The sequence below is a fragment of the Nonomuraea sp. NPDC001831 genome, from assembly GCF_042892035.1.
In the GTDB taxonomy this organism is placed as follows: domain Bacteria; phylum Actinomycetota; class Actinomycetes; order Streptosporangiales; family Streptosporangiaceae; genus Nonomuraea.
Genome location: NZ_JBIATU010000007.1, coordinates 390,717 through 414,112, shown reverse-complemented (window position 1 = coordinate 414,112; position 23,396 = coordinate 390,717). Strand labels below are relative to the sequence as shown.

Below are 23,396 nucleotides of genomic sequence, written 5' to 3'. Positions count from 1 at the left end.
GTCGGGCGGCGGCGTCTCAGATCTTCGACAGCACGCGATCGGTGACGAAGCACAACATCCCGAACTCGCGCGCCCTGCGGTAGGCGAAGTCGGTCAGCTCCTCGTCCTCGGCGTAGTCGAGGGCGTAGAGGTCCACGTCGTGGCCGAGCAGCCGCTCGGCCACCTCCGCGTGCGTCTCCAGCACGTCGTCGGGCCACGGCGCGTACGAGTCCGTGTCCACCCAGCGGGCGGAGAACGACTCGAACAGGATGCCGTCCACCAGCCCGGTGAGCTGCGGCAGCAGCCCGAACCCCCGGTTGGCCAGCATGTAGTCCGGCTGGGCCTCCTCCCTGATCGCGGCGATCAGGTAGAGCAGGTGGGGCAGGTCCTCGGGGTAGTTGAACTCGATGTTCAGCGTGTCGAGGAACAGGCCGTCGAAGCCGCGGGCGATGGCCGCTCTGGCCTGCTCCACGACGTGCGCCACCCAGCGCGGGTCGCCGCAGTGGACGAAGGCGCCGCCCCAGTCGGGGTTGCGCTCCTGCCGCTGCCAGGGGGCGGGCGGCCCGACGTCCTCGGTCAGCGACAGGTAGCCGAGCGTCTGCACCCCGCGCTCGCGCAGCAGGCTCAGTTCCTGCGTGCTGTAGTAGTTCTCCTCGGCCTGAAGGACGACCTTGTCGAACCTGGACAGCCGGTCGAGGTGCCCCGCCCCGTAGTAGAACGCGATAGGCAGTTGCGTCATGGTCTCCACGATTCCTGATACCAGGTGAACGTCTTGCGCACGCCCTCCTCCAGGCCGACGCGGGGCTCGTACCCGGTCAGCTCGCGCAGCAGCGTGAGGTCGGGGCAGCGGCGCGCGACGGATCCCGCGGGGGCGGGCACGTCGTGCCTTTCCGGACTGACGCCCGCCACGCTCAGGACGAGCTCGGCCAGGTCGCCGATGTTGGTCTCGGTGTCGTTGCCGATGTGCACGATCTGCCCGAAGGCCTTGGGCGTGTCCATGAGGCTGACCACGGCCTCCACGGCGTCGTCCACGTAGCAGAAGGCACGGCTCTGGTCGGCGCCGTACAGCGTGAAGGGGTTCTCGCCGCGGGCGGCCCGCAGTGACAGCTCGGGGATCACGTGGTCGGCGCCCATACGCGGGCCGTAGACGTTGTGGAAGCGCCCGATGACGGCCTCGAAGCCCTTGGCGCGCGCGGTGTGCAGCACCGCGGCCTCGCCGAGCAGCTTGCTGATCGCGTACGTGTACCGCGGCGAGCCGACGTCCTCGATCACCAGCGGGACGCTCTCCGGCGTCGGCACGGGGGCCAGGCCCGTGGTGACGGCCCCCGCGTACGCCTCGCTGGTGGAGGCGAAGAACAGCCGGTCGCCGGGGCTCAGCCAGTCGAGCAGGTGCATCAGGGCCAGCGTGTTGACCCTGATCACCTTGGCCGGGTCCTTCTCGACGTTGCGAACGCCGACGACCGCGGCCAGCATGTAGATCTGGTCCCAGCCGTGCTCGATCGCGGCGTACGCGGCCGGGTCGGTGAGGTCGGCCGAGCGCACCTCGACGTCCAGGCCGGTGAGCGCGTCGTCGCGGCGGCCGCGGGAGAAGTCGTCCACGACGGTGACGTCGTGGCCGTCGGCGAGCAGCCGGCGGGCCAGGTGCAGCCCGATGAATCCGGCGCCGCCCAGCAGCAGTGTCCTCACGCCACGACCTCCTTGGCGGTGTAGCCGATGCCGGCGTAGCGCACGCCGCTCCGCACGACGGCGGCCTCGTCGAGGATGCGCCAGGAGTCGAACACCACCCGCAGCCTCGATCCGGCGAGCCTGCCGCCGATCTCCAGCGCCCGGTAGTCGGGGTGGTCGTTGATGACGATCATGGCGTCGGCGTCGCTGAACGCCTTGTCCAGGCTGACGGGTTCGCCGCCGTACTCGCGGATGACCTGGTCGGTGACCATCGGGTCGTGGCCGAGGACGGTGAGCCCGGCGGCGCGGAAGACCGGCACCATGTCGGCGACGGGGGTGCCGCGCATGTCGTCGGTGGCCGGCCAGCCCTTGTAGGCCCAGCCGAGCACGGACAGCGTGACCCCCTCGGTGCGGCCGAACGCCTCGCGGACCAGCTCGACCACGCGCTCGGCGACGTGCGCGGGCAGCCGCTCGTTGAGCTTGCGCGCCTGCCCCACCAGGTACGGGCTCCGCGACGTGCTGGCGATCATGATGTACGGGTCCTTCGACAGGCAGCCGCCGCCGACGTACCCGGGCTTGGCCAGGTCGGGCCGCGGGTAGTCGAGGTTGGTCGCCCTGATCACCTCCAGGGGGTCCAGGCCGTGCTGCTCGGCGATGAGCGCGATCTCGTTGCCGAAGGCGTAGATCAGGTCGGTGTGGCAGTTGTTGGACAGCTTGACCATCTCGGCGGTCTCCAGGCTGGAGACGGGCACGATCTGGTCGGCGAGGCCCTGGAAGACCTCGATGCCGGCCCGCAGGCTCTCCTCGTCGAGCCCGCCGATCACCTGGGGCAGTTCGACCAGCTCGCGCAGCGCTTGGCCCTGGATGGTGCGCTCGGGCGCCATGACGACCTTCGCGCCGCCCCAGCGGGCGGTGAGCGGAGGCAGCACGACCTTCCTGCTGGTGCCGACCGGCACGGTGCTGCGGACGACGACCAGCGTCTCCGGACGCTCGGCGACGTGCTCGGCGGCGGCGGCCAGGTTGCGCAGGTCCGGCCGGCCCGTGGACAGGTCCACCGGGGTGGAGACGGACAGGATCGCCGCGTCGAGCCGCTGCTCGGGGAGCTGGTCGGAGATGAAGATGGAGCTGCCCAGGTGCTCGGCGAAGGCCTCTTCGACCCCTGGCTCGTACACGTGGATCCGGCCGCCGGACAGCGCCTCGACCACGTGCGGGCTGTTGTCCACGCCGTACACGGTGTAACCCTTGCGGGCCAGGGCGGCGGTCAGCGTCAGGCCGACGTAGCCCATGCCGATCACGCCGACTGTCTTCGGCATTTCACGATCCTCTCTTTGAACAGGACGGAGACACGCGGTCGAGTTCGACCGTGGTGACGTTCCCCGCTATGCCGTAGCGGTGGTAGGCGGCGCAGGCGGCGGCGATGCCGGCCGGTCTGCGCGCGTAGTCGGTGGCGAGCACGGCCTTGCCGAGCTTGCGCAGGGCGAGGGCGTGCGCCAGGTTCTCCCGGCACCAGTCCTCGACGCAGGGTTTGTCGGTGGCCTTGACGAACAGCTCCTCCATGCCGATGCCGTCGATGGCCCGGACGTACCCGGGCTGGAGCCGCAGCTCGGGTGAGTTCTGGGGGACGACGAAGAAGCCGGGACGGACCTTCTTCGCGTACCCACTGATCTGGACGATCAGGTCGCTCATCTTCCTGGCCAGGGTGGCGCGGCTCTCGCCGGGCACCCGTTTGAGGTCGATCTCCTCGTACGCGAGCGGCGTGTCGAGGTAGACGCCGTCGAACCCGGCGCGCAGCGCCTGATCCACGCGGGGCTTGACCACGACGTCCCACCAGCGGCGGTCCCAGTAGCGCACGAAACGCTCGTCGGGCCAGTCGGGCCAGACGTTGAGGACGAGGTCCCTCGGCAGCCCGCGGTACTCGGTGCGGAAGGTCTCGATGGAGCCGATCTCGAAGTAGGCCAGCACCTTCTTGCCGCTCGCGCGCACCCGGGCGATCTCGGCGGGCCGGAAGTAGCCCTTCGTGGTGCCGTCGCGCGACAGGTCCACGATGGCGAGCTGGTGGGGGGCGCGGGCGACGGTGTCGAGGCGGCCCGCGGGGTAGTCCTGCAGGACGTACGTGAACGACCGCACGTCCGTCAGCGACATCAGCAGCGCGCCCGCCAGGAGGACGTTCATGCCATCGCCTTGATCGAGTCGGCGAGCGGGATCGAGGGCCGCCAGCCCAGCACGTCCCAGGCCCTGCCGACGTCGGCGCGGCTCCACGGGGCGGCGCCCGCCCTGCCTGAGGCGAGGGCGCTCTCGCGGATCTCCCCGGTGAACCCGCAGACCTCGGCCAGCAGCTTGACGGCCTCCCGCACGGCGACCGCCCTCCCGCTGCCGACGTTGATCACCCGTTCGGCGGGCTCGGCGACGAACGCGGCGCGGACCACGGCGTCGGCCACGTCCCTGACGTCCACGAAGTCGCGCATCGCGCCCAGCGGCCCGAGGTCGGCGCGGCCGGCGCGCATGAGCTCCCTGGCCCGGCCGAGCACGTTGTCGGCGGAGATGCCCGGTCCGACCGGGTTGAAGACGCGCAGTGACAGGCCGTCGATCTCGCGGGTCCGCTCGACGAGGAGCGTCCCCGCCAGGTGGCTGATGCCGTACGCGGTGATCGGCCTGGCCGGGTCCTCCTCGTGCTGGACGTGGCCGTAGGGCACGGGGCCGTACTCGGCGGCCGAACCGAGCCGGACGAACCGGGCGCGCGGCGCGGCGACGGCCATGGCCTCCAGCAGGAGCGCGGTCACCCCCGCGTTGCCGCGGAACAGCTCCGCGTGGCCGCCGGACATGCGGCCCACGCAGTTGAGCACGACCGAGGGGGCCACCTCGCGCAGGAACGCCGCCACCGCGCCGGGGTCCGCCGACAGCAGGTCGAGGTCGGCACGGCCCGGGCAGACGAGCTGTGCGGGCCGGGGGTCGCCGGCCAGCAGCTCCCTGACCTGACGGCCAAGGAAGCCGGTGGCGCCGAAGAGCACGATCGTGCTCATCGCACCGGATCCCTGGCCGGCAACAACAACGGGCGGATCTCGTCGAACCGGGCGTTGGCCTCGTCGTAGTCGTCGGGCCGCCCGATGTCGAGCCAGTAGCCCTCGAACTCGTACACGCCGGGCGGGGTGCCGCGCGCCAGCAGTTCGAGCACCAGCTCGTCGAAGCCGAACGGCATGCCCTCGGGATAGTGCTCGATCGTCGAGCGGGACAGGGCGTAGACGCCCATGCTCACGAGGTAGCTGAGCAGCGGCTTCTCGCGGAAGCCGACGATCTGGCCGCCCTGGGTCTCCAGCACGCCGAAGTCGATCTTGACCACGCGGGGAGAGGTCGCCACGGTGAGCGGCGCGCCGGTCTGGATGTGCCGGTTCAGCAGGTCGGCGTAGTTGAGCGTGGTGAGCACGTCGCCGTTCATGACGAGGAACTGCTCGGGCAGCCGGTCTCTGATCGGGAACAGCGGCCCGATCGTGGACAGCGGCTTGACCTCCTCGGTGTAGTCGACCTCCATCCCCCATCGGGAGCCGTCGCCCACGAACGCCCGGATCAGCGGGCTCAGGTGCCCGACCGCGAGCGTGGCCGCGGTGAACCCCTGGGCGGTCAGCTGCTGCAGGATGATGTCGAGGATGGCGTACTCCTCGCCGATCGGCACCAGCGGTTTGGGCAGCGCGGAGGTGTACGGGCGCAGGCGGACTCCTTTGCCGCCCGCGAGTATGACGACGTGCACAGTGGTCTCCTGGTGTGAAGGATCAGCTGTACTGCCTGACGTCCCTGAGCCCGAGACTCATCAGGACGGTCAGGATCACGAGGAACAGCGACGCGGCGGCCGCGAAGAGCAGGACGTCGGCCAGCGCGGTGTGTCCGGCGGGCAGGAAGAGGCGGCCCAAGGGGTGTACGGCGAGCGCCACCGCCTGGGCGATGCACAGATGGATCACTTTGGCTTGGTTGGCGAGCAGGAAGGCGACGAAGTAGGCGCCGCCGATGACGACGTGGGCGACGGCCATGGCGACGCTCGCCTCGGTCAGGTCGCCGGTCGCGTAGAGGAATGCCAGCGGCAGCACCGACAGGACGGCGAGCGCGGCGAGGCAGACGAACAGGCCCTTGGCCAGCAGCCACCGGCCGCGGCGGGTGAAGTCGGCCGGATAGCGCACCTCCCCGATCGCGGCCCGGACGTCGTCCTCGAACGAGTGGGCCCGGTACTCCAGGATCCCCATGCCGACGACGAGCCCGGCGCCGGCGACCGCGATGTCGGCCCGGTCGAGCACGTACCGGCCCTCGGCCTGGAGCAGGAACACCGCGCTCAACAGGGCGTACACGAGCGAGGGCGCCAGGGCGCGGGCGTTGGCCTCGACGAGCGTGCGCAGCGGCGGCTCGGCGGCGTCGTCGGGGCCGCGGGTGAGCGTGAGCCTGAGCGCGCCGGCCACGGTGGCCAGGATGCACATCAGGCCCACCCAGATCGTCAGCAGCCCCACCCAGCGGTCGCCGATGACGATGTAGGCCAGGCCCGCGACCGCGGCCGGCGCCATCATCATGCCGAGCCAGCCCTCCCGCCGGTAGAACAGCAGGATCCCCGAGGCGATCTGGAAGGCCATCTGCATGACGCACAGGGCGACCAGCATGACCGGCCCGTCGCGGGAGATGGCGACGGTGCCCGCCATGAAGGCGGCGGCCAGCACGCCCACGAGCAGGCCGCTGCGCAGCACGCGGCCGGCCGAGCGCGGGTGTCCCTGGGCGATCAGCGAATAGCCCAGGTGGGCCGCGGCGCTGCCGACGATCCAGCCGAAACCCGTGGTCAGCACCAGGCCGGGCATCAGCCACTGGCTGCCCACCAGGCCGGAGGCGGCCGGGAGCAGGGCCGCCGGCAGGGCGTAGAGCAGGCCGTGCAACATCTGGGCGGCCGGCCTGGCCCGCTTGAGCGGCGTGCGGGTGCGCGCCTGCGGACGGTTCATCGCCTTGACGTGGAAGTAGGCGGTCTCGGCCAGGGCGAAGATGTCGGCGTGGCCGTACTGCTCGCGGGCGATCTTGTCGTTCAGCCCTTGGGACTCCAGCATGGCCGCGACCTGGAGGGGTTCGACGGCGCGGAAGACCCCGGTGCCCATGGGCTCGATGAGGTCGTCGATCGAGCGGGAGGGCTCCACCGCGGTCACGCGCGCGCCCCGACGAGCTCGCGATAGACCGCGCGGTAGTCGTCGAGCGACTGCCGGAGCGTGAAGCGGCTCAGCACCCGCTGCCTGGCCAGCGCGCCGAGCCTGCGGCGCAGCTCGGCGTCGTGCAGCAGCCGCACCATGGCATCGGCGGCGGCCGCGTGGTCGCGGGGCGGCACCACGAACCCGGTGTCGCCCACCGCCTCGGCCACCCCGCCGACATTGGTCACGACGCACGGCCTGCCACAGGCCATGGCCTCGACGACGGTGTAGGGGAAGCCCTCGGAGATGCTGGTCAGGGCCACGACCTGGCCCGCGTGGTAGGCGTCCACCTGGGTGGCGACCCGGCCCTCCAGCACCGCCGAGCCTTCCAGGCCGAGCTCGTCGATGAGGTCGAGGCAGCTCTCCTGGTAGCTCTCGTTGCCCTTCGGGACGCCGCCGAAGATCCGCAGCCGGGCGCCCGGGACCTTGTCCCGGACGATGTCGAACGCGCGGATCAGGGTGTGCAGGTCCTTCAGCGGGTCGACCCGGCCCATGAACACGATCGTGGGCTGGGACGGTTCGGAGGTGGCCACCGGGAAGTCGGCCGGGTCCACGCCGTTGTACATCACCCGGATGCGGGCCGGGTCGGCGCCGTTGTGAACCTGCCAGCGCCGGTTGTACGTCGAGTGCGGCGCGATGCGGTCGGCCGCCACGTACGCCGCCCCCGCCAGGCGGCGGAAGAAGCTGAGCAGTAAGACCCGCACGGCGTGCGAGACCGGCTCGTTGACGTACTGGAGATAGCGTTCCCGCAGGTAGACGCCGTGTTCGGAGAGCACGATCGGGGTGCCGTACCGCCATTTGGCGGTCATCGCCATGAGCATGCTGAGCCCGTTCATGGCGACGTGCATCAGGTCCGTGCGCGGCGGCGGCTCCGACAGCGGGCGCAACATGTGGCCCATGAGGTTCCCCGCCACGATGGCGTCGGCGAGGGTGAGCCCGTCGGTCCTGTTCCAGTACCAGGCGTCCATGAGCTGCGACAACGACTCGTTGGCGGTGAGGGCGCCGATGAGGTCGCCGCCCTCGGCCGCGAACCGGTAGATCTGCTCCAGCACCGCCAGGAACTCCGCGCCGCCGTCGCCCATGACGGCCGGGGTCAGCACCATCTCCAGGAAGCGGCCGTACGCGTCGCTGAAGCCGGGCCCCGGCGGCTTGGACGAGCGCCTGCGGGTCCTGCCCCAGAGCGGGACGGAGATGACCTGCTCCAGGTTGGCCGGCCGCTCCCAGACCGGCCGCTCCTTGCCGTCGACCGTCATGGTCACGACGTCCCACCGGTAGTCGGGCATGCCCCTGATGAGCTGGTCCATCCAGACGCTCACCCCGCCCATGGCGAACGGGTAGGTCCCCTCGGAGACCAGCGTCACCTTCACGGTCGCACGCCCGCGGTGAACGTGACGGGGACGCCGGCGGTGAGCGTCAGGAGGGCGATGGAGTCGGTGCCGTACGCCGTCGCGCCGGGGGCGGCTGCGTTGGTGGCGAAGACGGACGCGCCGGCGGCGGACTCGAAGGTGACCGTGCCCGCCGTCCTGTCGTAGACCGCGCTCACCCCGGACAGCCCGGTGAAGTGCTTGGTGCGGTTCTCGACGTACTGGGCGAGAGAGCCCCAGGCCGGCGTGAGGAGCGGGACGTTGTAGTAGCCGTTGTACTTGGCCAGGACCGCGTTCAGCCAGTCGAAGACGAGGTTCTTGGACGAGCCGTAGTCCCGCAGATTGCCCTGGTGGAAGGTGTGGGCGTAGATCGAACCCGACATGACGTGCTGCATGGCCACGTCACTCTCGTGGTCCAGGATCTGGCTGTAGGTCTGGTCCGCCGGCCAGTACGGGAACTTCCCGTTGGGCCCGTAGTAGGAGTTGTAGAACAGCGTCTCCTCGGCGGGCGCCGTGCTGTGGTAGGCGATGTTGGTCGGCCAGTCGGGCACCACCATCAGCGTGGGCTGGAGCGGGTGGTAGATGCCGCAGTTGAAGCAGGACGGCTGGTGGCTGGCGAACGACATGTTGCCGTGCAGGTACTTCACGCCCAGGTCCTTGGCGGCCTGCAACATGGCCGCGTTGGAGGCGGCCAGGCCGTAGTCGGTGGGCGGGTCGATGTCGTTGTTGACATCGGGGTTGTAGACGCCGAGACCGGAGTACTCGCCGGTCTTGAGCACGGTCCCGTCCACGGTCAGGCCGATCGCGGCGGCCCTGGTGAGGTTGTCCTGGATCTCGGCGTAGCTCGTCGCGTAGTCCGTGAAGTTCAGCTTCGGATGCGTGAACGTGTGGTTGATCCACGAGAAGGCCCCGGCGCGGCAGCGCGAGTAGCTGGTCAGGGCGTCCTTGAAGAGCGGCGGGGTCGAGCACGTGGAGGGCGCGGTCGGGTCGGCGCCCTCGCCGTTGTAGGCGAGGTTCAGCTTGAAGCCCGAGGCGAGCGGGTTGGCGCCGGTGAAGGCCACCTGCTGGTTGTACGTGCTGATCGCGTCGGCCCTGGTCATGCGGTAGCCAGGGTTGGACTCGACGTGGCCGTCCGGGTAGAGGTGATCGGTGGAGTTGAAGTAGTCGTCGACGTCGGCGTTGAGGTAGTGGCGCTGCTCGCCCAGGTAGAGGCCGCGGGTGGCCCAGCGGAACAGCCCGAAGGTGAGCAGGTCGGCCTGCGGCAGGTACTGGTTGGAGGTGAACGTCAGCGCCATGCGCTCGCGGCCGTCGCCGGAGGTGCTGCGTACGCCGAGCACGTCGGAGCCGCTGGTCATGACCACGTCGGCGGCGCAACCGGGCGCGACCGTGCTGCGGTAGACGTACGACAGCGAGATCGGCACGTTCACGCCGGTCTTCAGGTAGTCGAACACGCCGGCGCCCGCCGTGGTGAGCTGGGTGCCGATGGGCGTGCTCGCGACGCCGCCCTCACTGCCCGCGCGCAGGCAGTAGTCCTCGGGCCAGGTGCCGTAGGCGGTGTAGAGCGAGGCCTGACGGACGCCGTAGTCCCGCTCGTAGGCCCATAGAACGTTCCATTCGGTGGCGTCGAGGCCGCTGAGATAGCTGGAGCCGTCGTAGTAGAGCAGCGAGTTGTTGGTCAGCAGGACGGCGTTGTACTTGCCGACGCCGTCCGGGCGTACCAGGTCGGCCGCGGTGAGCGCCTGGGTCTTGCTGAGCAGCACGTCGTACTGGGCGCCGACCCGGTCGAGGGTGGCCCGCCAGGTCGCGATGCCCCAGTCGTCCTGGTCCACGGCGACGACGAGCACGCGCAGGCCGACCTTGTCGTCGGCGGCTGCCGCGAGCGCGGCGGCCGACCTGGCGACCGTGGTGGAGCGCTTGACGGGAACGGTCCCCTGCCTGGTTCTGGGCAGCGGACCGAGTTTGGCCGCCTTGGCCCGCTGCACGTCGGCGCGTACAGGTGCGGCGTGCGCATGATCCTGTCCACGTCCGTCGGCACCGGCCGTGAGAGAAGAGACGAGCACGAAACCGCCGGCCGCGGCCAGAGCGCGCCGGCGCCAGAGTGAAAACACCACGATCCCCCCCATTCGGGCAAGTCCCCCGAATGCTTCCAAGTCGCTATAGACACCAACGACCAGCATTGAGTGTGAGATCACTGAGTTTCAGTTGAGTTTCAGCCCAATTTCCCCCCATAGGCTCCCGCGCCTCAGGAAACCCCCATATGCTTGCCGTCTAGAAAAGTCGGGCACTTGCAGGGGGGACCCATGCAGTTCGGCATCCTCGGAACGTTGGAAGTGACCGACGGGGAGCATGACTTATCCCTCCGTTCGATCCAGCAACGCACCCTGCTGGCCCTGCTGCTCTGTCACCACGGCACCGTCGCGCGCAGCGACGTGCTGATCGACGCCCTGTGGGGCAGCGGCGCGGGCGAGGCCGGAGCCCGGCGCCTGCGCCTGCAACTCCACCGGCTGCGCCACACGCTGGGCGACCGGGCGCCGATCATCCACCGCTCCACCGGTTACCGGCTCGACGTGCCGCGCGAGGCGGTGGACGCCTTACGCTTCGAGGACCTGGTGCGCAGAGGCCGGACCTTGATCCAGTCCGGGAACGATCCAAAGGGCGGCGACCTGATCAGGAGCGCCCTGGCCATGTGGCGCGGCCCGGCCCTGTCCGGCCTGAGCGACATCTCCCTCCTCCACCACCAGGCCACGCGGCTGGAGGAGCAGCGCCTCGGCGCGCTGGTCGACCGGATCGAGGCAGATCTGCGCCTGCGCAGGCACGCCGACCTGGTGGCCGAGCTGTCCGACCTCGTACGCGAGCATCCCCTGCGGGAGAAGTTCCGGGGCCAGCTCATGATCGCGCTCTACCGGACCGGCCGGCAGAGCGACGCCCTGGAGGTCTACCGGGAGGGCAGGCGCATCCTCGCCGCCGACCTCGGCCTCGAACCCTCCCAGGAGCTGCGCCGCCTGGAGCTGGCCATCCTCACCAGCGACTCGTCGCTGGCCCCCGGGCACCCGCCGGCGGCGGCCAAGCGGCCGGTGCACCGGCGCCTCGCACCCCGGCACGCCGCGGGCTGTCCACATTGCGCCAGATACGTCCGGTAACGCGGCTCCGCGCTGGATCGATACATCTCCGGACGCGTCGGAGTACTCCCCAGGGGGCTGCTGAGTGGCCGGAGCAAGCGCGTTACGCACAGGTCCCGGCTCCTCCCGGGCCAACGCCTTCAACCTGCTGCGGCTGCTCGGCGCGTTCGCCGTCGTCGTCGAGCACAGCTGGGTGCTCTCCGGGCACGGCACGCCGCTGACCCCGGCCAGCGGGATCGGCGCCGGCGGCATCGGCGTCGGCGTCTTCTTCCTCATCAGCGGCTACCTGATCAGCGCGAGCTGGCTGGCCGACCCGTCGCCCGCCCGCTACACGCTGCGCCGGGCCCTGCGCATCTACCCCGCGTACGCGCTGGTCATCGTCCTGACCGCGCTGCTGCTCGGGCCCCTGGTGAGCACGCTGCCCGCGGCCGGGTACTTCTCGGGACCGGGCGCGTGGGCCTACATCGTCCGGGGGCTGCTCGTCCAGCCGGTGAGCTACGCGCTGCCCGGCGTCTTCGAGGGGCTGCCCTATCCGGGCGCGGTCAACGGCTCCTTGTGGACGATCTGGGTCGAGGTCCTGTGCTACGCGGGCGTGGCCGTCATGGGGGCGCTGGGACTGCTGCGGCGCCGTACGGTGCTGGCCGGGCTGGTGGCGGTCACCCTCGCCGTCACCACGGTCATCCACCTCACCGGCTACAGCGGCCCCCTGATCCCGCTGGTCGTCTCGGCCTTCGCCGCGCAGCCGCTGGCGTTCTTCGCCCTCGGCATGCTGGTCAGGGAGCTGCGCTGGGTGCCGCCCGCGTGGCTGACCCCGGCCGCGCTGGTGGCCTGGTGGTTGTCGTGGGGCACGCCCGCGGCCAACCTGTGCGCCATCGCCGCCATCACCTGCGCGACCTTCTTCGTCGCCTTCCGCTCGCCGGCGGCGCTGCACCGGCCCACCGGCTCCTACGATCTGTCCTACGGCGCCTACCTGCTGGCCTTCCCCGTCCAGCAGGTGCTGGTACAGCTCGGCGTCCGTACGCCCTGGCTGGTGCTGACGGCCACGGCCTGCGTCGTGCTGCCGCTCGCCGCGCTGAGCTGGCGCCTGGTCGAGGCCCCCGCCCTCCGGCTGCGCCGGCACCGGCCCGACCCCGTCCCGCCGGACGCGGCTCCGGAGGCGGCGGCGGGCGCGCCCTAGGACGGTTCGGCCTGCGCCAGCAGCCGCTGCAGGTGCAGGCCGCGATGCACGTCGATGGGGTGCGGCTCCCCGGTGCACACGGCATGCGCGAACTCCGCCCGCAGGTTCGCCCTGGTCGCCCCCGAATCCTCCGGGAGCCGGTCGAAGTCGAGGGTCAGCGTGCCGCGCGGGCCGTACAGCTCGTAGTGGCTGCGGCGGCGCGGCGGCACCCGGCCGCAGATCGTGAGCTGGCTGACGGCGTCGTTCTCGTGCCGGCAGGTCAGCGCGAGCAGGCCGTCCTTGTTGCTCATGCTCCTGACCTCCTCGATCGGCCCCAGCGCGGCGTCGAGCAGGTCGAGCCCGTGCGGCCCGGTGTTGTAGAGCACCCCCGCCGTCGCCCGCCACGGGCTGTCGTCGTACGTGCCGTCCAGGAACTCGCCGGTGAGCTGGCAGCCGCGCGCCCCGAACACGGGGAAGTCGCGCAGCCGCGCCAGGAAGTCGCGGATGACCGGCCGGTACCGGTGGGTGAGGACGATCTGCGTGGCCACGCCCGCGGCCGTCACGGCCTGCGCCAGCGCCTCGGCGTCGGCCACCGACAACGCGATCGGCTTCTCCAGCAGCAGGGCACGGCCCGCGCGGGCCGCCCGCACCGCCAGCGCGGCCTGGACGTCGGGCGGCACCGCGAACACGACCCCCGCACACCGCCCGAGCAGCTCCTCGTACGAGCCGAAGGCCGGCACCCCGTACTCGGCCGCCAGGCGTTCGGCGGCCGGGCGGCTCCTGCTCCACACTCCGGCGAGCCTGGTCTCGGGGCCCGCCGCGAACGTGGGCGCGTGGAAGATCCGCGCCCACGGACCCGCCCCGACCAGGCCCACCTCCACCGGCGCGGTCACGGCATGATCCGGTAGACGTGGTAGGAGTCGGCCCGCGCGAACGCGTCGGTGAAGGAGCCGCCGCGTACCGGAAGGCTGCGGTTCTCGAACATCACCTCCACGTTCCGCGCCCCGGCGAGCGTGCCGGGCAGTCGCAGCGTGTGCTCGCCGGGCGCGGCGTCCTCCTTGGTCATGGCGAAGACGTAGAAGGAGCCGTCCTTCTCCTTGAGCATGGTGTCGAGCCTCGGGCTGAAGGAGTGGGCGTACGACTGGGTGTTGAGCACCGGCGCCAGGCCGGTGATCCTGCGGTTCAGCTCGGTGACGGCCGCCCTGGTCTCCTTGGCGCACGGCTCACGCAGCACGTGCTGGCTGGCGCAGGGGCCGCCGAAGCTGTGGTTGAAGTAGATGACGCCGCGGGCCTCATGGATGAGCGAGCTCATGACGGCTCCGGCGATCTCGTCGGGGGTGATGGCCCGCCGGCCGTTCGAGCCGGGCCAGCCGAGCTCCACGAACGCGTAGACGGGCTGCCTGCGGCCGTCCAGGGCGTCGAGCTGCCGGCCGCGGTCGACGACCCGCCCGTAGTTGGCGGCGCGCGGGCAGCGATCCCTCGGGAGCTTGATGAAGTTCTCCGCCTCCGGGCAGATGCCGGTGTCGGTGTACCAGTAGACGTCGGTGGACATGACGTCGGTGTAGCCGTTGACGAACCGGGTCGCCTCCTGGTCGGACTCCCACATGGCGATGCCCTTGCCGTAGTTGGCGTAGTGCAGGCGGCCGTCGCCCTTGGGGAGCCTGTCCTTGAGCGTGCGCATCGCCGTGTAGCCGCAGGGCGGCTTGTCCGGCAGGCACACCTGCCCTTCCCCGCCGTACTTGCCGCTCCAGACGCCGTCCCCGGGGCCGGCGAACATGTCGGGCTCGTCGGCGATCATCCAGCCCACCGTCTCGGCGCCCGCGCCGGGCAGCGGCTTGCTGGTGATGGCGTACATGCCCGAGGAGCGGACCAGGTCCATCCTGCTGTTGGCGGTCAGCTCGACGTAGGTGTTGAGCCCGGCCTCCTTGTCCAGCCGTACGTCGTGTTCCTCGACCACGGACTCGAACCAGACGCCGATCGGGAAGAACGCCGGATCGGTCCAGCCCGCCTTCGCCGGGGCGCCGAACCCGGCGTAGTAGGCCGGGCCGCCTTCCCAGGGGATGCGGGACAGGCCGGGGTGGCCGGGCTTCGGGTCCGGCCGCGTGACGAGCCACCCCGCGCAGAACAGCACGACGATCACCGGCAGCACGAACGCCCACCTTCGTACCTTGCGGAAAGCCATGTTCCTCCCAGCTAGGGCCTGATGCGATAGACGCGGTAGACGTGCTCCGCGTCGAACGTGGCGGTGAACCGGCCCTCCTGGTCGGCCGCGATGGGACGGTTCGTCAGGTAGTCCTCGATCCGGCCGCTCTTCGACAGGTTCGCGGGCACGGTGAGCGTGTACGTCCCGGGCGATCTGCCGCCCGCGAGCATGGCGAACAGGTAGTAGGAGCCGTCGTACGCCTTGACCATCGTGTCCAGGTCCGGTGCGAAGTCGTAGGCGTAGGACTGCGTGTTCAGCACGGGGGCCAGGCGGTGGATCTGGCCATCGACCTCGCTCACCGCCTTCCTGAGCGCCTGGCCGCAGGCGCTGCGCAGCACGTTCTCGCTCCGGCACGCCGGGCCCGCGGCGTGGGCGTCGTAGACGATGCCGCGGGCGCCGTGGATCAGCGAGCTCATCACGGCTCCGCCCACCTGCTGCGGCGTCAGCCCGGCGAGCGCGATGACCGAGAAGACGGGCTTGCGGCGGCCGTCGGCGGCGTCCAGCTCCCGCACCCGGTCCACGGTCGCGCCGTAGTTCGCGGCCTGGCGGCACCGGCCGGACGGCAGTTGCCGCCAGCGGGCGGCCTCGGCACAGATGTTCCGATCGCCGTACCAGGAGACGTCCACCCCGGCGATGCCGGCGTAGTCGTCGACGAACCTGGCCCCCTGCGGGTCGGTCGCCCACAGGGCCACTCCCTTGCCGAACGTGGCGTAACGCGGACGGGCGTCGTGCGGCAGCCTGCCGTCGAGCGTGCGCAGGACGGTGTAGCCGCAGGCCAGGAGCTCGGGCCTGCACGGCGGCGGTGTCGCGCCCACCGAGCCGGTCCAGCGGGCGTCGCCGATGCCCGCCCACACGTCGGCCTTGTCGGCCAGCGTCCACCCCACCGTCTCCGCGCCCGAGCCGGGCAGCCGCCGGGCGGTCAGCGCGCTCATGCCCGCCTTCCGCAGCAGGCCGGGACGGCTGTCGCCGGTGAGCTCGACGTAGGTGTTGATCCCCATGCCCCGGTCCGCGGCGACCTGCTCACCCCGGCGGACGGCGGCGAACCAGAGCCCGACGGGGAAGAAGGACGGGCGCGTCCAGCCGGCGCCCACCGCCGCGGGCCATCCGGCGTAGGCCGCCGGGCCACCCTCCCAGGGCAGGGCGCGCATGGACATCGACGCCGCCGTCATCGACCTCGGAGCCGGGCTCGCCGGGTGGCCGCGCAGCCAGGTCCAGCCGGCCAGCGCCACCGCGGCGGCCGTCACGACCGCTCCGGCCTTGGACAACGTCAGCAGCTTCACAGCGCCTCCTCCCCCGGGCGCCCGCCTAGGCGGGCGGCGTCCGCTCGACCAGCGCCGCCAGGTCCGCAGCCCGCGCGGCCCACGTCTTGCCGGCCAGCGAGGCGCGTAACGCCGCGGGCGGGCTCGGCGCGCCCTCGGCCAGGCTCACCTTGATCGCCGTGATGAAGTCCTCGGGCGTACGCGCCACCCTGACCCGGCCGGCGTAGTGGACCAGCTCGTCGAACGCGGTGCTGACCACCGGCAGGCCGAGCGCCAGGTACTCCTTCAGCTTGATGGGATTGGCGTGCCTGATCCACTCGTTGTCCAGCCACGGCATGATCGCCACGTCGAACCCCGACCCGTACGCCGGGATCGCCGAGTACGGCCGGAATCCGAGCCAGTGCACGTTGGGGTGCTTGGTCAGCCGCTCGACGTCGCCCGTCGCGTCGCCGACCAGCACGAGCGAGACGTCCGGCAGTTCCGCGGCAACCCGTTCGAGCAGCGCGAAGTCGACCACGAAGTCGTCGAGCGCGCCGAAGAAGCCGACGCGCGGCCCCGGGACGGCCAGCAGATCCGGCGGCTGGCTCCCCGGCGGCACCCGGGTGAAGTGCTCCAGGTCCACGCCGTGGTCGAGGAAGTGGGCGCGGTCCCCGGTCAGCGACGACTCCTCGCACATCAGGCCGCGGCCCGCGTAGACCACGTGGTCGGCACGTTCCAGCAGGCGGCGTTCCAGCGCCTGGATCGTGGCGGCGTCCGACTCCGGGAAGGCCGAGTGGCGGTCGGAGCGGTTGAACACCAGGGCGCGGCGGCTCATCGGGCGCACCGCGTCCCAGGCGGTCGGGATCGTCACCACGATCACCGGGCGGCGCAGCCCGAGCCAGGCGCAGACCGCCCGCACCTGCGTCCTGATCAGCCAGGCATTCAGCGCCCGGCCCTGCCGGCTGTTGTAGAGGGGGACGGGAAGCGGCGACATCACCCACAGCCGCGGTCCCACCCGCCGGACGAACTTGGCCACGCTGCGCAGCTTCCTGACGATGCGCCTGGCCGGGAACGTCGTCCGTCCGGGCACCGGCATGCGCATGCCGATGCTGTTGACGATCAGGACCCGGCGCGAGCCGGCGAGGTGGCGCATGAGCTGGAAGTCGGAGTGCGCCCTGTTGTGGTACCACCAGTCCTGGGCGGAGAAGCAGACGTAGGGCGGCGGCTGCGGCCGGGCCGCCCGGCCCGTCCCGGGCGGCGCGGGCCATTCGGTCATCGTGGCCAGCTCGCGCAGGGCGCGCAGATGGCGCTCGCCGTCCCGGCTGCCTCGGCGGGCCGCGCGCAGCGCCTCGTTCAGCGCGACGGCCAGCCTCATGAGCTGGGCCCAGGGCCGCCCGTGCCGCTCGCGGTGCAGGCGGACGCGGTTGAGCGCGGCCAGCGTCCACAGCGGGCTGGAGTTGGCCTGCTCGCCGCCGAGGTGGACGGCGTGCGCCCGCGGTTCGTAGGCGATGGCGAACCCGTGGTCGCGGGCGCGCAACATGTACTCGGTCTCCTCGGAGTACAGGAAGTACCGCTCGTCGAGCAGGCCCACGGCGTCCAGGCAGGCCCGGGAGATCAGCCAGGCCGCGCCGGTCGCCCAGTCGGGGCTGCCCGGCCTGTCGTAGCGGCGAGGGTCCACGACCAGTTCGCCGAGCGGCGCGTACCTGCCTGCTCTGAGCCCGCCGAGCAGGGCCTCGCCGAGCGCCCTGAGCACGGTCGGACGGCGGCGCAGCGACAGCTGGAGCGTGCCGTCCGCGTCCGTCAGCCGGGGCACCGCGATGCCCGCGCCCGCCCGGCCCAGCCGCTCGCGCAGCAGGCGCACCGAGCCCGGTCCGAGCCTGATGTCGGCGTTCAGCACGAGGACGTCACAGCCGGGGGCGGCGGTGATGCCCGCGTTCACGCCGGCCGCGAACCCTCCGTTGCGGCCCGTCCTGACCAGCTCGACGCGTGGCCCGGCGGCGAGCACCCGCTCCACCGTGTCGTCGGCCGAGGCGTTGTCCACCACGATCGTCCTGGCGGCTCCCGCCCCGCGCAGCGCGGGCTCCAGGCTGGCCAGGCACTCCTCGATGATCTCGCCGCTGTTGTAGGTGACGATGACGACGGCAAGCCCAGGCACGCTCATCTGCGGAAACCAATCTCTGGACGGTCAGGGACGGTGGTCTGCGATCAGGCGCCGCCAGGCGGTCCCGGCCAGCAGCCTGAGCGCGAAGGGCAGGTCGTCGCGCAGGTATCGGCGCACCAGGCGGCGGGGCTCCAGCGCGAGCCGGAAGATCCATTCGCCGCCCGCGCGCTGCATGGCGCGGGGGGCGCGCCTGAAGTGGCCGGCGGCCATCGGGATGCCCGCGCCGCAGCCCAGGTACCAGGCGCGCGGCAGTTCGGGGCGGAGCGCGGCCATGACCCGTTCCTGCTTGGGGAAGCCGAGCCCTACCAGGACCAGGTCGGGCGCCGCCGCGCGGACCTCCGCCACGACCTCCTCCATGCCGCCCGGCTCGCGCTCGAAGCCGAAGGGCGGCGAGGACGAGCCGGCCACCCGCAGTCCGGGGAAGCGTCCGGCGAGCACCTCGCCCGCCGTCCGCGCCACGCCGGGTTCGCCGCCCAGCAGGAACACCGAGCGTCCTTCGCGCGCGGCGCTCTCGCTGAGGGTGAAGACCAGGGAGGCGCCGGTGACGCGGTCCGGCAGGGCCAGGCCCGCCAGCCTGGCGGCCCACACGACGGGCATGCCGTCGGCCACGACCAGTTCGGCCTCCGCCACGAGCGCGGCGAGCCCGGGATCACGGGTGGCGGCCCTGACGATGTCCACGTTCGCGGTGACGATCGAGCCGCCGCGGCCGTCCCGCCAGCCCTGAGTGACCAGGCCGGCGACCTCGGTCTCGGTTAGGGCCATGACCTCGACGGCCCCGACACAGGCGCGTGGGACGACTTCGTACGGGGAGTGGTCCACCAGGTGCCCTCACCCTCCTCGGGCTTGACGCCACTTGACCCGCGCCGCCAGTCCTTCCTTTTTGTCATCGGAGGAGGGCATTCTCCGTTACACACTGGATGCCAGGGTCGTCAGAGGTCAGGATGGCTTCATGAGAGTCGAGCGCGGCGCGCTGGCCGGGACCCTGCTGTTCGTCCCCACCCCTCACCTCGACGACCGCGGCCTGTTCACCAGGACGTTCGACGCCGCGATCGCCAGGGAGCACGGGCTGGACCCGGCCGCCTTCATCCAGGACAGCCAGTCGCGCACGGTCGCCGGCGGGATCAGGGCCCTGCACGGCAGGTCGGGGCGCGGCGAGGCCAAACTCGTCAGGTGCGCGCGGGGGGCCGTCCACGACGTGCTGGTCGACGCGCGTCCCGGCTCGCCGACCTTCGGCGAGCGGATGACGGTGGTGCTCGACGACCGTGCCTTCACCCATCTGTACGTGCCCCCCGGCCTGCTGCACGGCTACCAGGCGCTCACCGAGGCCGACGTCTGCTACCGCATCGACCGGGAGCACGACCCGTCCGAGGACGTCTCGGTGCGCTACGACGACCCCGACCTGGACATCGCCTGGCCGCTGCCGGTCACCGCGATCAGCGCGCGGGATCTGGCAGCCGGCTCGTGGAAGGAGGCGCGGCGGCGGCTGGGGGCGTGACCTCCCGGCGCACCGCCCGCAGCAGCGCGCCGGCCAGGCCGATCAGCAGGAAGGCCAGCGAGTTGGCGGTGCTGAAGGAGTTGAGGTCGAACGTGGCGCAGCCGATCAGCGGCACGGCCAGGCACGCCGTCAACGTCAGCCCGAGGTCCTTGGCGCGCACGTCCGCGCTGATCCTCCTGGCCCGCATCGCCGCCCACATCCCGATCAGGAAGAGCCCGACGAACGCCAGCAGCCCCAGCACCCCGCCCTGCACGCCGGTCAGCAGGTACTGGTTGTCGAAGACCGGGTGGTGCGGCGGGAACCAGGTGCCGTTCCCCCGCCCGAGCAGCGGGTGCCTGGCGAACTCGGAGACCGCGGTCGAGTAGTCGTTGGTCCGCCAGCGCAGGCTCTCGTCGTTGTCCAGGTTGGTGAACAACCCGAAGATCGCCCCGAGCAGCCCGGGGACGAACAGCCGCAGCAGGACGAGGAACCCGACCAGCCCGGCCGCCGCCCTGAGCCGCCTGGCGTTGTTCCAGCCCACCAGCAGGATGGCGCCCGAGGACGCGAGGCCCAGCACCGTCGAGCGCGAGGCCGAGAACGCCATGCCGCAGGCGACCAGCGAGCACAGGATCCACCAGCGCAGCGCGGGCACCCTGCGCTCCCAGGCGTCGTAGGCGTAGTGCAGCGCCACCGGCAGCACCATCGCCGACACGACCCCGAACTCGATGGGGTGCCCGGCCGTCGAGGCCACCCTGTTGACGCCGTTGCGCTGCAGGATCGTCTCCTCGACCGCGCGCAGCCGGGCGCCGGGGACCTGCATGTACTGGGTGATGTCGAACGACAGCAGGAACTGGATCCCGCCGATCACGCCCATGACGGCACCGGCGACCACGAGCGTCTTCAGCACCAGGTCGAGGCGGTCGCGGCCGGACACGCCGTCCACGGCGAGCAGCGACATGCCGACGATGCCCACCGTGATCACCAGGATGTGGTCGGACAGCTCCAGCTCGTAGGAGGGCAGGTAACCGGCGGCGGTGTAGCCGTAGGTGATCAGGAAGGCCAGCACGTAGAAGTAGATCCCGTACCTGACCGGCGACGGGCCCTTGGCCGCGCCGAGCGTGCTGGTCAGGTGGGCGCAGAACCACCACACGGCGGCGAACAGCCCGACCGCCTCGGCGTAGGTGAGGTCGAACGGCAGCCCGCCGATCACCTGGCGGGCCGGCACCAGCATGAGGACCACCACGAAGATCGCGCACAGGGTGGCGCCGTCGGCGCTGCGCACGGCTCCCATGGGACGAGGGGCGACGTTCAAGGCCGCAACACCGCTTCCTTGTCCGGGGCGGCCGTTCCCGCGTCGTCGGGCGGCCCCTCCTGCCGCCGCCGCCGCAGCCCGTCCATGATGCTCTCGGCGGCGAACGACGAGCCCAGCGCCGCCATGACGCCCAGCGCGAACACGGCGGCGGCCGTACGGGTCTTGCCGCCGCGCTGTCCCTGGGGTTCGGTGGGCGCGACCATCTCGGTCAGGTTGATGTACGTCTCCGGCGGGGCGTTCAGGACCTGCTGCCGCCGCTTCAGCTCGACCTTCGCCCGCTCGGCCACCCGCTCGACCAGCGCCTTGGCGTCCTGGGGCGAGCGGCTGGTGCCCTCGATGACCACGAAGGGCGCGCTGATGAGCAGCTCGGGGTTGGGGTGGCCGTTGTTGACCTTGTAGCTGGTCGTGGAGTCGGGCCGCACGCCGAGCTGCCCGGCCACCTCGGGCCCGTTGAGTATCTGAACCAGCACCGAGGCCGTCATGTTGAGCCCGCCGTCGAAGTTCAGCATGGGGTTGACCAGCGGGTTCGGCTCAGTGGGCCGCGCCGGCCGGTAGGAGCCGGTGGTCGGCACCGTGAGCACCAGGAGGGAGGTCGAGGAGTACTGCGTCGGGATCGTGGCGTACACGCCGTAGGCGAGCGTGAGGGTCAGCAGCAGCGCGGGGAGTGCCACGTACCAGCGGCGCAGGAGGACGGTGATCGCTTTCCAGAAGTCCAACACAGCCCCCAGACAGGTTTCCCCCGATATCCAGGCAATCGCCAGGAACGCAGATGGTGTTACCCCTCACCTGTAACGTGCCAAAGTCGCGCGTCGATAGACGGTGGGCCGACACAGCCGTCCACGAAAGGTGAGCCGTGGAAGAGTGCCGCGCGCCGGAGGGCCGACCATGAGGACGCTCTCGGTCGTGACCCCGAGCTACGGACCCGATGCCGGGCAGTTCGCCGACCTGCACCGTTCGGTGCTGGAGTGCACCCCCGACGACACGGTCCACCACGTGGTCGTCCCGGCGGGCGACCTCGGGCTGTTCCGGGCGTACGAGGGGCCGCGCTGCCGGGTCCGGACGGTGGAGAGCCTGCTGCCCGGCCGGTACGTCAAGGTGCCGCGGAAGGGCCTGTGGGTCAACGTGCTGCGGCCCTGGCCCCCGGTACGCGGCTGGGTGATGCAGCAGATCGTCAAGCTCGCCGCCACCGCGGCCATGGACACCGACGTGGTCCTGGTGGCGGACTCCGACGTGGTGCTGGTCCGGCCGGTCACCGCCGAGCGCGCCCTGATCGACGGCCGCGTGCTGCTGCACCGGCTGGAGAACGGCGTCCATCCCCTCATGACCCGGCACGTCCTGTGGCATCGCGTCGCCCGCGAGCTGCTCCGGCTCCCGCCGCCGCCCGAGCCGCCGCTGCCCGACTACATGAGCCCGCTGACCTTCTGGCGGCCGGTCGTCGTACGCGCCCTTCAGGACAGGTTGCGGGAGACCACCGGGCGGCACTGGATCGACGCCTTCGGCTCGCGGCTGCACGTGTCGGAGTTCATGCTCTACGGCGTGTTCGTGGACGAGGTGCTCAGCGCCACGGAGGGCCGCCCGCCCTCGGACACCTCGATCTGCCACAAGAATCCGGACGAGTCGCCGATGGACCTGGCGACCGCGCTCGACTTCGCCGGACGGCTGGGCCCCGGCGCGATCGGCATGCTGATCTCCTCCAAGTCCGGCACCCCCGACGACGTGCGGCAGGCGGCCATCAGGCGCTGCACGGAGATCGCCGGCCGGACGCCCTAACGATGCGGGTTCGGCGCGGCCTGTCCGTCGGGAACGTCCTCGTCGTCGGCGACGCTGTTCAGCGGGGTGCCGGCGGGGACCTGGCCGTTGGCGGTGTGTTCCTTGGCGGGCGTCTCCGCCGCCGCCTCGGCCTCCTCGGGCGCGTCGTCGTCCGCCTTCGCGGTCCCGGCCGGCGGGCGGCGGGGGAAGAGCCCCCGCACCACCACCCCGTACGCGCCGGCGAGGCCGAGGAACAACGTGGCGACCAGCACGCCCACGGCGAGCTGCGTCCGCCGGGCGCCGTCGTACTCGGGCGGCAGCAGGGCGACGGTGTTGATCGCGATGAACGTGGTCTTGGGCGCGCCGAGCTTGGTCTGGTAGGCGATCAGCTCCTCGCGCAGGCGCTGGTGCGCCCGCTCCAGGATGCGCTGGGCGGTCCCCGGCTCGCCGCTCTCGACCTTGACGTGCAGGAACGGGCCGAGCGTCACGACGCCGAGCAGGTCGGAGTTGGACCGTCCGTCGTCGATCACGACCTCGGTGCCGTCGTTCTCCCGTACGCCCAGCTTGCCCATCTCCTCCTTGCTGTTGATCGCGACGATCAGGATGCCCGCCACGGTCCGCAGCCCGTCGTTGTACTGGAGCAACGGGTTGGTCAGGCCGACCGGCTTGGTCGGGTCCATGGAGAGCGTGCCGCCGCTCGGCGGCGCGGTCAGGATGAGGGACGACTCGGCCTTGTAGCGCGACGGGCCCAGGAGGAAGGCCACCGCGGCGAGGA

21 protein-coding genes are annotated in these 23,396 nt (G+C 71.5%); 4 read left to right on the top strand and 17 right to left on the bottom strand.

Annotated features, from left to right (window positions below; all coding sequences use genetic code 11):
• Positions 1-16 precede the first annotated feature (16 nt).
• Genes ACFYYW_RS25145 through ACFYYW_RS25105 form a run of 9 tightly spaced genes read right to left on the bottom strand, consistent with a single transcriptional unit; the run spans position 17 to position 10,320 of the window.
• Positions 17-718, bottom strand: a complete 702-nt coding sequence (locus ACFYYW_RS25145; RefSeq protein ID WP_352322476.1) for a hypothetical protein — start codon at positions 716-718, stop codon at positions 17-19.
• Complete coding sequence (locus ACFYYW_RS25140; RefSeq protein WP_387651987.1) at positions 715-1,665, bottom strand: NAD-dependent epimerase/dehydratase family protein; 951 nt, start codon at positions 1,663-1,665, stop codon at positions 715-717. Before ACFYYW_RS25140 ends, ACFYYW_RS25145 begins: the two co-directional genes overlap by 4 nt.
• Positions 1,662-2,957, bottom strand: a complete 1,296-nt coding sequence (locus ACFYYW_RS25135; RefSeq protein ID WP_387651984.1) for a nucleotide sugar dehydrogenase — start codon at positions 2,955-2,957, stop codon at positions 1,662-1,664. Before ACFYYW_RS25135 ends, ACFYYW_RS25140 begins: the two co-directional genes overlap by 4 nt.
• A gap of 1 nt (position 2,958) precedes the next feature.
• A complete protein-coding gene (locus tag ACFYYW_RS25130; RefSeq protein ID WP_387651981.1) occupies positions 2,959-3,816 on the bottom strand; it encodes an endo alpha-1,4 polygalactosaminidase in 858 nt (285 codons plus the stop codon).
• Positions 3,813-4,664, bottom strand: a complete 852-nt coding sequence (locus ACFYYW_RS25125) for an NAD-dependent epimerase/dehydratase family protein (protein ID WP_387651978.1) — start codon at positions 4,662-4,664, stop codon at positions 3,813-3,815. Before ACFYYW_RS25125 ends, ACFYYW_RS25130 begins: the two co-directional genes overlap by 4 nt.
• Complete coding sequence (locus ACFYYW_RS25120; RefSeq protein WP_387651976.1) at positions 4,661-5,386, bottom strand: sugar phosphate nucleotidyltransferase; 726 nt, start codon at positions 5,384-5,386, stop codon at positions 4,661-4,663. The genes ACFYYW_RS25125 and ACFYYW_RS25120 overlap by 4 nt, the downstream gene beginning before the upstream one ends.
• Before the next feature lie 22 nt (positions 5,387-5,408).
• Entirely contained in the window at positions 5,409-6,806 is a 1,398-nt protein-coding gene (locus tag ACFYYW_RS25115; protein WP_387651973.1) for a hypothetical protein, read from the bottom strand.
• The gene (gene pelF, locus ACFYYW_RS25110; protein WP_387651971.1) at positions 6,803-8,212 is read right to left on the bottom strand and encodes a GT4 family glycosyltransferase PelF; all 1,410 of its coding nucleotides are present in this window, start codon (positions 8,210-8,212) and stop codon (positions 6,803-6,805) included. Before pelF ends, ACFYYW_RS25115 begins: the two co-directional genes overlap by 4 nt.
• Positions 8,209-10,320 carry a hypothetical protein gene (locus tag ACFYYW_RS25105; RefSeq protein ID WP_387651968.1) on the bottom strand — a complete coding sequence of 704 codons (2,112 nt, stop codon included), beginning with the start codon at positions 10,318-10,320 and terminating at the stop codon, positions 8,209-8,211. Before ACFYYW_RS25105 ends, pelF begins: the two co-directional genes overlap by 4 nt.
• A gap of 219 nt (positions 10,321-10,539) precedes the next feature.
• Here ACFYYW_RS25105 and ACFYYW_RS25100 point away from each other — a divergent pair, with 219 nt between their 5' ends.
• Together ACFYYW_RS25100 and ACFYYW_RS25095 are read left to right on the top strand one after the other, a co-directional pair.
• Entirely contained in the window at positions 10,540-11,349 is an 810-nt protein-coding gene (locus ACFYYW_RS25100; protein WP_352322498.1) for an AfsR/SARP family transcriptional regulator, read from the top strand.
• Between the two features lie 64 nt (positions 11,350-11,413).
• Positions 11,414-12,505 carry an acyltransferase family protein gene (locus ACFYYW_RS25095; protein ID WP_387651966.1) on the top strand — a complete coding sequence of 364 codons (1,092 nt, stop codon included), beginning with the start codon at positions 11,414-11,416 and terminating at the stop codon, positions 12,503-12,505.
• Here the strand turns inward: ACFYYW_RS25095 and ACFYYW_RS25090 are convergent.
• Genes ACFYYW_RS25090 through ACFYYW_RS25070 form a run of 5 tightly spaced genes read right to left on the bottom strand, consistent with a single transcriptional unit; the run spans position 12,502 to position 18,848 of the window.
• On the bottom strand, positions 12,502-13,377 hold the full coding sequence (locus tag ACFYYW_RS25090) for a Gfo/Idh/MocA family protein (RefSeq protein ID WP_387651964.1): 876 nt from the start codon (positions 13,375-13,377) through the stop codon (positions 12,502-12,504). The genes ACFYYW_RS25095 and ACFYYW_RS25090 overlap by 4 nt on opposite strands.
• Positions 13,374-14,666, bottom strand: a complete 1,293-nt coding sequence (locus ACFYYW_RS25085) for a hypothetical protein (RefSeq protein WP_387651962.1) — start codon at positions 14,664-14,666, stop codon at positions 13,374-13,376. The genes ACFYYW_RS25090 and ACFYYW_RS25085 overlap by 4 nt, the downstream gene beginning before the upstream one ends.
• Before the next feature lie 11 nt (positions 14,667-14,677).
• Positions 14,678-15,967 (bottom strand): hypothetical protein, encoded by a 1,290-nt coding sequence (locus tag ACFYYW_RS25080; RefSeq protein WP_387651959.1) that lies wholly within the window; start codon positions 15,965-15,967, stop codon positions 14,678-14,680.
• 25 nt (positions 15,968-15,992) lie between these two features.
• Positions 15,993-18,086, bottom strand: a complete 2,094-nt coding sequence (locus ACFYYW_RS25075) for a glycosyltransferase (RefSeq protein WP_387651957.1) — start codon at positions 18,084-18,086, stop codon at positions 15,993-15,995.
• Positions 18,087-18,110: 24 nt separating this feature from the next.
• Positions 18,111-18,848 (bottom strand): WecB/TagA/CpsF family glycosyltransferase, encoded by a 738-nt coding sequence (locus tag ACFYYW_RS25070; RefSeq protein WP_387651954.1) that lies wholly within the window; start codon positions 18,846-18,848, stop codon positions 18,111-18,113.
• A 187-nt stretch (positions 18,849-19,035) separates the two neighbouring features.
• Between ACFYYW_RS25070 and ACFYYW_RS25065 the strand changes: the two genes are divergently transcribed.
• Positions 19,036-19,581, top strand: a complete 546-nt coding sequence (locus ACFYYW_RS25065; RefSeq protein ID WP_352322251.1) for a dTDP-4-dehydrorhamnose 3,5-epimerase — start codon at positions 19,036-19,038, stop codon at positions 19,579-19,581.
• Here the strand turns inward: ACFYYW_RS25065 and ACFYYW_RS25060 are convergent.
• Positions 19,520-20,872, bottom strand: a complete 1,353-nt coding sequence (locus ACFYYW_RS25060) for an O-antigen ligase family protein (RefSeq protein WP_387651951.1) — start codon at positions 20,870-20,872, stop codon at positions 19,520-19,522. The genes ACFYYW_RS25065 and ACFYYW_RS25060 overlap by 62 nt on opposite strands.
• On the bottom strand, positions 20,869-21,588 hold the full coding sequence (locus ACFYYW_RS25055; RefSeq protein WP_387651948.1) for a hypothetical protein: 720 nt from the start codon (positions 21,586-21,588) through the stop codon (positions 20,869-20,871). The genes ACFYYW_RS25060 and ACFYYW_RS25055 overlap by 4 nt, the downstream gene beginning before the upstream one ends.
• 169 nt (positions 21,589-21,757) lie before the next feature.
• On the opposite strand from ACFYYW_RS25055, the gene ACFYYW_RS25050 reads away from it, so the two are divergent.
• Entirely contained in the window at positions 21,758-22,642 is an 885-nt protein-coding gene (locus tag ACFYYW_RS25050; RefSeq protein WP_387651945.1) for a DUF6492 family protein, read from the top strand.
• On the opposite strand, the gene ACFYYW_RS25045 is transcribed toward ACFYYW_RS25050, so the two are convergent.
• Positions 22,639-23,385, bottom strand: coding sequence for a hypothetical protein (locus tag ACFYYW_RS25045; protein WP_387651942.1), 747 nt, complete (start codon positions 23,383-23,385; stop codon positions 22,639-22,641). The genes ACFYYW_RS25050 and ACFYYW_RS25045 overlap by 4 nt on opposite strands.
• Between the last annotated feature and the right edge of the window lie 11 nt (positions 23,386-23,396).